This window comes from Azospirillum sp. TSO5, from assembly GCF_003116065.1.
Taxonomy (GTDB): domain Bacteria; phylum Pseudomonadota; class Alphaproteobacteria; order Azospirillales; family Azospirillaceae; genus Azospirillum.
In genome coordinates, this window is the sequence record NZ_LGQY01000146.1 from 69,298 (window position 1) to 75,976 (window position 6,679).

The 6,679-nt window shown below is 70.2% G+C and carries 7 protein-coding genes; 3 read left to right on the top strand and 4 right to left on the bottom strand.

Going from position 1 to position 6,679, the window contains the following annotated elements; all coding sequences use genetic code 11:
- Positions 1 to 8: 8 nt before the first annotated feature.
- Positions 9 to 842: a protein phosphatase 2C domain-containing protein gene (locus TSO5_RS29930; RefSeq protein ID WP_109155022.1), complete on the bottom strand. Its 834-nt coding sequence runs from the start codon at positions 840 to 842 to the stop codon at positions 9 to 11.
- A 310-nt stretch (positions 843 to 1,152) separates the two neighbouring features.
- Between TSO5_RS29930 and TSO5_RS29935 the strand changes: the two genes are divergently transcribed.
- Entirely contained in the window at positions 1,153 to 1,557 is a 405-nt protein-coding gene (locus TSO5_RS29935; protein WP_109155023.1) for a flagellar basal body rod C-terminal domain-containing protein, read from the top strand.
- 26 nt (positions 1,558 to 1,583) lie between these two features.
- Here the strand turns inward: TSO5_RS29935 and TSO5_RS29940 are convergent, their stop codons facing one another.
- Positions 1,584 to 1,790 (bottom strand): putative motility protein, encoded by a 207-nt coding sequence (locus tag TSO5_RS29940; protein ID WP_109155024.1) that lies wholly within the window; start codon positions 1,788 to 1,790, stop codon positions 1,584 to 1,586.
- Between the two features lie 39 nt (positions 1,791 to 1,829).
- A complete protein-coding gene (locus tag TSO5_RS29945) occupies positions 1,830 to 2,441 on the bottom strand; it encodes a hypothetical protein (RefSeq protein WP_158282511.1) in 612 nt (203 codons plus the stop codon).
- A gap of 211 nt (positions 2,442 to 2,652) precedes the next feature.
- On the opposite strand from TSO5_RS29945, the gene TSO5_RS29955 reads away from it, so the two are divergent.
- Complete coding sequence (locus TSO5_RS29955; RefSeq protein ID WP_109155027.1) at positions 2,653 to 3,552, top strand: tetratricopeptide repeat protein; 900 nt, start codon at positions 2,653 to 2,655, stop codon at positions 3,550 to 3,552.
- On the opposite strand, the gene TSO5_RS29960 is transcribed toward TSO5_RS29955, so the two are convergent.
- A complete protein-coding gene (locus TSO5_RS29960; protein WP_109155028.1) occupies positions 3,549 to 4,802 on the bottom strand; it encodes a tetratricopeptide repeat protein in 1,254 nt (417 codons plus the stop codon). The two genes, TSO5_RS29955 and TSO5_RS29960, sit on opposite strands and share 4 nt — an antisense overlap.
- A 150-nt stretch (positions 4,803 to 4,952) precedes the next feature.
- Here TSO5_RS29960 and TSO5_RS29965 point away from each other — a divergent pair.
- Positions 4,953 to 6,679 (top strand): tetratricopeptide repeat protein (locus tag TSO5_RS29965; protein WP_146203862.1); only part of this gene is annotated, 1,727 nt, incomplete at its 3' end.

Genomic DNA, 6,679 nt, shown 5'->3' on the forward strand with positions numbered 1-6,679 from the left:
GAACCGCATCACGCCGTCGCGGCGAAGCGTCCGACCACGACGGTGACGTTGTCCTGCCCGCCGGCCGCATTGGCTGCCGCGACCAGGGCGGCGGCGGCGCGGGCCGGGTCCGGCTCCTCGCGCAGGATGCGGGCGATGAGCCCATCCGGCAACATGCCGTTCAGCCCATCGGAACAGAGCATGATGGTGTCCTCGGGCATCAGCGAATGCACGCCGACCTCCGGCTCCACATCCTCCGCGGTGCCGAGCGCCCGGACGATGATGTTCCGCTGCGGCGCGGTCCCCCGCCCGCCATTGTCGAGCCAAATCTGGTAAAGGCTGTGGTCGCGGGTCAGGGTGCGCAACTCGCCGTCGCGCAGGCGATAGACCCGGCTGTCCCCGGCATGGAACACGACCATCTGCGCCGTGCCGGGAACCCGCCAGACGCCGGCCACGGTGGTGCCCATGCCGCGGCCCTGCGCGAAGCCGCGAGCCGTGTTCAGGTCGAAGATCGACCGGTTGGCCTGCTGCACCGCCGACCGTGCGACCGACAGGGCCAGGCGCACCGCCGGTTCGGCTCCCGCCGGGTCGGTCAGGGTGCGGTCGGCATCGTCGTGGTCCGCCACGGAGAGCCCGTCCACCAGCGTGATCGGCTCGACTTGCGCATGCCCCTGCAGAAGACCGCAGATCACCTCGACCGCCTTGCCGCTGGCGATGTCGCCGCCGGCATGGCCGCCCATTCCGTCGCAGACGACCGCGAATTCACCGTCGTTGCTGGCCTGGAAACTGTCCTCGTTGCGGGAGCGGGTGCGCCCGACGTCGGTCAGGCCGGCGACGGTCAGGACATAGGCTGAGTTCGGCATTCAGGCGGCGGCTCCCGTCTCGCGACTGTCTGGCCCCACGAATGCTGGGACCGGATTTTCGGGCCGGCTCCATCGGGACCGGAAGCACCGGGAGACCCGGCAATACGGGAAGGGAGCGGCGGCCGTTTGTCCGATAATGGCGCAAGCACCCCGAAAGATACAGCGGCGATTATACCCGGCGATTGTACCGGCCCGCCGATTGCCTCTGCCGATGATCGCACGGCGCAACCGCGCGGGCATCACCCGGCTGGCCTTGGAAAATCGATGTGGTAGACTTAGCCCATTCCCAGCGGACGAAGGATGGACCGCCATGGCCGCCAGCATCGGAATCGCGCTCAGCGGCCTGACCGCCCAGACGCGGCGGCTGGACGCCTCGGCCTCCAATGTCGCCAATGTCCGCTCCACCGGGGCCGTTCCCACGAGTGATGGAACAGCGGAGGGCAAGCGCGCGCCCTACCAGCCGCTGGCGGTGGCCCAGACCGATGCCAATCCCGGAACGCGCGCGACCTTCACGCCGATCACGCCGGCCTATCTGCAGGAATATGCGCCGGACGACAGTGCGGCGAACGGCGACGGAATGGTGGCGGCGCCCAACGTCGATCTGGCGACCGAGCGCGTCAACCAGATGGCCGCCAGCCGCGCCTATGGCGCCAACATCGCGGTCGTCCGCACACAGGATGAAATGCTGACGTCTCTGCTCGACTCGAAAGCCTGAGCGGCCGGCGGTGCTTGCGGACAGGTTCAGACGGTGATGTTCAGATTCTGCCCGCGTGTCGGCGTGACGTTGCCGCCACCGGAGCCACCCTCCGGCTGGACCAGCGCGGCGACGGTCGCCTGCTGCTGATCTGCGTTCTGGCTCAGCGCCTTCACGCCGAAATTCATCTGGTTTTGCGCCTGCTTCAGAGCAATCGCCGCGCCTGCGGTCGATGACGTGACGTCCATGCCCATCCTAGCCCCCGGAAATAGCGCCCCGCGAAGAGAGCGTCCTCAGATGACCACATTCACCCGCACGGCAGATCCGCCGGCGGAACCGGTGGTGGTCGAGGACGATTGTGCCACGGACGGCGATGTGGCGGAAGCCGGAAGCGCAACCGGCGCGGCAGCGGGGGCGGAAACGGCGGTGGCCCAAGTGCCCATACCGGCAGAGGTTCCGGCGCCGGCAACCGGCGAGGCGCCGGAACCGCCGCGACCATAGGCCGCAGACTGGCTGCCAGCGTGCCCGCTTGCCTGCCCACTCCCGTTCCCATCCCCGCCGACCGTCAGCTTCAGAAGCGACGCGCGTTCCGCGTTCTTTTCCTTCTGCTGGGCTTCCTTGTACTGCTTCAGCGCCGCTTCGGTCGGGATCTGCGACACCGTTTTCCCGTTGGCCGGGTCGCGGTACAGCATCACCAGCCGCGAGGCGTCGGTGTCGTAACTGAAGGCGATGGTCGGGAAGCGGTTGACCAGCGGATCGGTGCCGCCGGTGTCCGGTTGGGGGTCGGCAGGTGCGGATGCGGTCGGAGTCCGGGTGCCGGCCCCTGTTTCTACGGCATCGCTGCCGCGGGGCGTCATGAAGGCGAACGGCCGCGAGACCGTCGATGTGGCTGCCGCCACGTTCATGACCGGCTTATCCGAATTGGTGAGAGTTGAACATTAAATTACCGTAACCCCGGCAACGCGTAAAGGCTTTCTTTACTCTTATTTGGGTTGGCACATCTAACCCATTCGGCGAAATGCGGTTTCGCGATACCGGCGTACTCATGTCGAAAATCCGGGTTTCCGCGCGGGCAGGCTTGCAGCGACGGCACCGGCCGTCCTAAAGCGTTGAGTCATGGCCACGATCCTCGAAGCCTTGACGCTGGCGCTCGACCTTCATCTTGCCGGCCGCTTCGGCGAGGCGCAGGAGCTCTACACCCGCATCCTCGATGCCGAGCCGGAACAGCCGGACGCACTGCATTACCTCGGCGTCCTGGCCGGCCAGATCGGCCGCGGCGAGTTCGGCCTGACGCTGATCGACAAGGCGCTGGCCCTGCGGCCGGAGGCGGCGGACATCCACGCCAACCGCGCCAACCTGCTGCGCGGCCTGGATCGCCTGGACGAGGCGGAGTTGGGCTATCGCCGCGCGCTGGCGCTGCGCCCCGATTTCGCCGAGGCCTGGACCGACCGTGCCTTCGCCCGCCACGGCCGCGGCGATACGGCGGCCATCGATGCCGCCGCCGGGTTGCTGGAGCGTGCATTGCGGATCGAACCGGCGTTGGAGCCGGCGCGGGAAAAGCTGGTCGACCTGCTGCACGCGCGCGGGCGACTGCGACTGGAATCGGGGCAGGTGACGCCGGCCCTGGCCGACCTGATCCGGGCCGCCGCGCTCGACCCGCGGGATGCCGACATCGCCTTCCTGCTGGGCAACGCCCTGTTCGCCGCCGGGCTGCGCGCGGATTCGGTGATCGCCTTCCGCAACGCGCTGGCGCTGGTGCCGGATTTCCTGTCGGCCGCGCTCAACCTCGGCATCGCGCTTGCCGCCACCAACCGGGCGGAGGCGGCCCTGGCCCCTCTGCGCCACGCCGTGCGCATCGACCCGGCCCATCCCGCACCGCGCGACACGCTGGCCCTGGCCTTGCGGGCGCTGGGCCGTGGCGAAGAGGCCGATGCGCTGGCACAGCCGCCGGCCCCATCCCAACCGACAGCGGCGCCGAAGCCGCCGTCCGCCCGCCGGCCGCGCCGGCCCCGCTAAGCGGCGGGCCGCTCCGCCAGCACCACCAGCCCCATCACCGGCTCGCCGCTTTCGTAGCGCAGCCGGTCATGATCGCAGCGCCGGAGCGCGAGCCCGGCACCCGCCACCGCCGTCCGGATATAGGCCTCGGCATGGGCATAGCGGCCGTGGGTGGCGACGCGGTGGGGCCGTCCGTCGGCCGGGTCCAGCTCCTCCACCGTGAATGCCAGCCGGCCACCGGGCCGCAGCGCCGCGCGGGCGGCGGCGAACGCCTCGTCCAGGACGCCGAAGTAACAGAAGACGTCGGCGGCAATGACGAGATCGAAGGCGCCCGGCCGGTCGGCGAGGAAACTGACCAGCTCGGCCGCCTGCAACTCGTCATACAGGCCGCGGGTGCGGGCGCGATCCAGCATGCCGTCCGACAGGTCGACGCCGACCAGCCGGCGGGCATAGGGCCGGAGCGAGGCGGCGCACAACCCTGTCCCGCAGCCGGCATCGAGCACGTCCAGGCCGGTGCGCGGCTCCTCCTCCGCCAGCAGGCCGGCGAGCAGCGACGGCGCGCGGTAATCCAACTCCGCCAGCTTGCGGTCGAACTCCTCGGCGAACAGGTCGAAGGTCTGGCGCACATAGTCGTCGGGGGCGCGTGCATCGGCCTCCTCCCCGGCGATGGCGGCGCCGATGTGGCGGGCCAGCGGGTTGGCGGGATGGTCACGCCGCCACAGCCGGGCTAGCGTCGCCGCTTCCTCCACCCTGCCCTGCTCGTGCAGCAGATAGAGCACGGCGCCGAGATTGTCGTGGGCATCGGCCCAGTCCGGCCGCAGGGTCAGCGCCCGCCGGTAGCCCATCGCCGCCTCGCCGAAGCGGCCGAGGTCGCGCAGCAGGTTCCCGCGGTTGTTCCACGCCTCCGCATGGTCCGGCCGCAGCGCCAAGGACTGGCGGAACGCGTCATCGGCCTCGCCATGCCGCTCCGCCTGCCGCAGGACGGAGCCGAGGTTGTAGTGCGCCATCCCCTCATGCAGGCCATGGGCGACGGCGGCGCGGTAAGCGGCGGCGGCCTCCTGCAGGCGGCCGAGAGCGCGCAGGGCGTTGCCGTGGTTGTTGTGGGTCCCCGCCAGGGTCGGATCGGCCTCCAGCGCCCGCGCATAGAGCGGCTCCGCCCCCGCCGCGTCGCCGGTCGATGCCAATGCATCCGCCTGCCGGCTGAGCCTGACCGCCGGCGGCAGGGCGGCTCCCCGCAGTCCACCGCGCAAGGACAAGCGTGACCCTGCCATCGCGTGCTCTCCTCTTTCCCGTCGCCGGCGCCTGCACCGGCCGATTTGCCGCCGACATCAATGTCATCTTTATCAATGGCATCTTTACCGTGATCCCCCGATGATGGCACTCCCTTTGAGGGTGCGGACAGTCAGGGATGGGGCCGGAACGTGGCGAAGCACACCAACATGCTGGCGCAGGCCGTGGCACACCATCAGGCCGGGCGCCTCGCCGAGGCGGAGCGCGGCTATCGCGCGGTGCTGGCGGCGGAGCCGCGCAATGCCGACGCCCTGCATCTGCTGGGAGTGGTGGCCCTGCAGTCGGGTCGTGCGGACGAGGCGGTGACCCAGATCGGCAAGGCGCTGGCGCAGGCGAAGGGCGTCGCCGACTATTGGGACAATCTGGGCAGCGCGCTGTCCGCCGCCGGCCGGCCGGACGACGCGGTGCAGGCCCACCGAAACGCCGCCACTCTGGACCCGCAAGGGGCGCAGCGCCGGCACAATCTGGGCAACGCCCTGGCCGTCCTCGGCCGCCATGACGAGGCGGAACGGGCCTTCGCCGCCGCGCTGGCGCTGAAGCCCGACTATGCCAAGGCCTGGTACAATCTCGGCAACGGCCACACCGCCCACCATCGCCATGGCGATGCGGTGACGGCGCTGGACCACGCCGTGCGGCTGGTGCCGGGCATGGCGGAGGCGCACAACAACCTCGGCGATGCGCTGGCGATGAGCGGACGGCTGGACGAGGCCGTCGCCCAGCACCGGCTGGTGACCCGGCACCGTCCGGACGACGCCACCGGCCACTACAATCTGGGCGCCGTCCTGCAGCAGAAGGGCGCCCTGGAAAGCGCGGAAATCGCCTATCGTCAGGCGCTGAAGCGCAACCCGCGCCACAGCGCGGCGCTGAACAATCTCGGCAGCGTGCTGAAGCGGCTGGGCCGTCCCGATCAGGCGGAACTGTGCCACCGGCAGGCGCTGGAGCTTCACCCGGAGTTCGTGGAGGCGCGATACAACCTCGGCAACGCGCTGCAGGCACAGGGGCGCTTCGACGAGGCGACGGCCTGCTTCGAGGAGGCGCTGGCCCAGCAGCCCGACCTTGCCACCGCAACCTACAACCTGTCTCTCCTGGCGCTGCGTCACGGCGACCTGACGCGCGGCTGGGCGGGGTATGAGCGGCGCTTCGCCGCCGGAGAGACGCTGCCCGACCGGCGCTTCGACATCCCGCGCTGGGGTGGACAGCTGTTGCGCGGCAAGCGGCTGCTGGTGTGGCGCGAGCAGGGGGTGGGCGACGAATTTCTCTTCGCGTCCTGCTACCCGGACGTCGTCGCCTGGGCGGGCGGGCCGGTCACCATCGAATGCGATCCGCGTCTGGTTCCGCTGTTCCGCCGCTCCTTCCCCAAGGCCACGGTGCGGGCCGAAAGCTGCACCGGTGACGCTTTCAGCGAGATCCCGCGCGAAACCATCGTTCCGCCCGACTGCGACCTGCAAATCTCCGCCGGCGACCTGCCGGAACTGCTGCGCGGCAGCCTGTCCGCCTTCGAGCCGCAGGGGCCCTGGCTGGCGGCGGACCCGGCGCTGGTGGAGCGCTGGCGGGCGCGGCTGGCGGCGCTGGGGCCGGGCTTGCGGATCGGCATCGGCTGGCGCAGCCAGTTGATGACGGTGGAGCGCAAGGCCGCCTACGTGCTGCTGGAACATTGGGGGCCGCTGTTCGCCGTCCCTGGACTGGTGTTCGTCAACCTGCAATATGGCGATTGCGAAGCCGAGTTGCGGACAGCGGAGGAACGCTTCGGCGTGACCATCCACCGTTGGGCCGACCTGGACCTGAAGGACGATTTCGACGGCACGGCTGCACTGACCGCCAACCTGGATCTGGTGATCTCGCCGGCGATGTCGGCGGG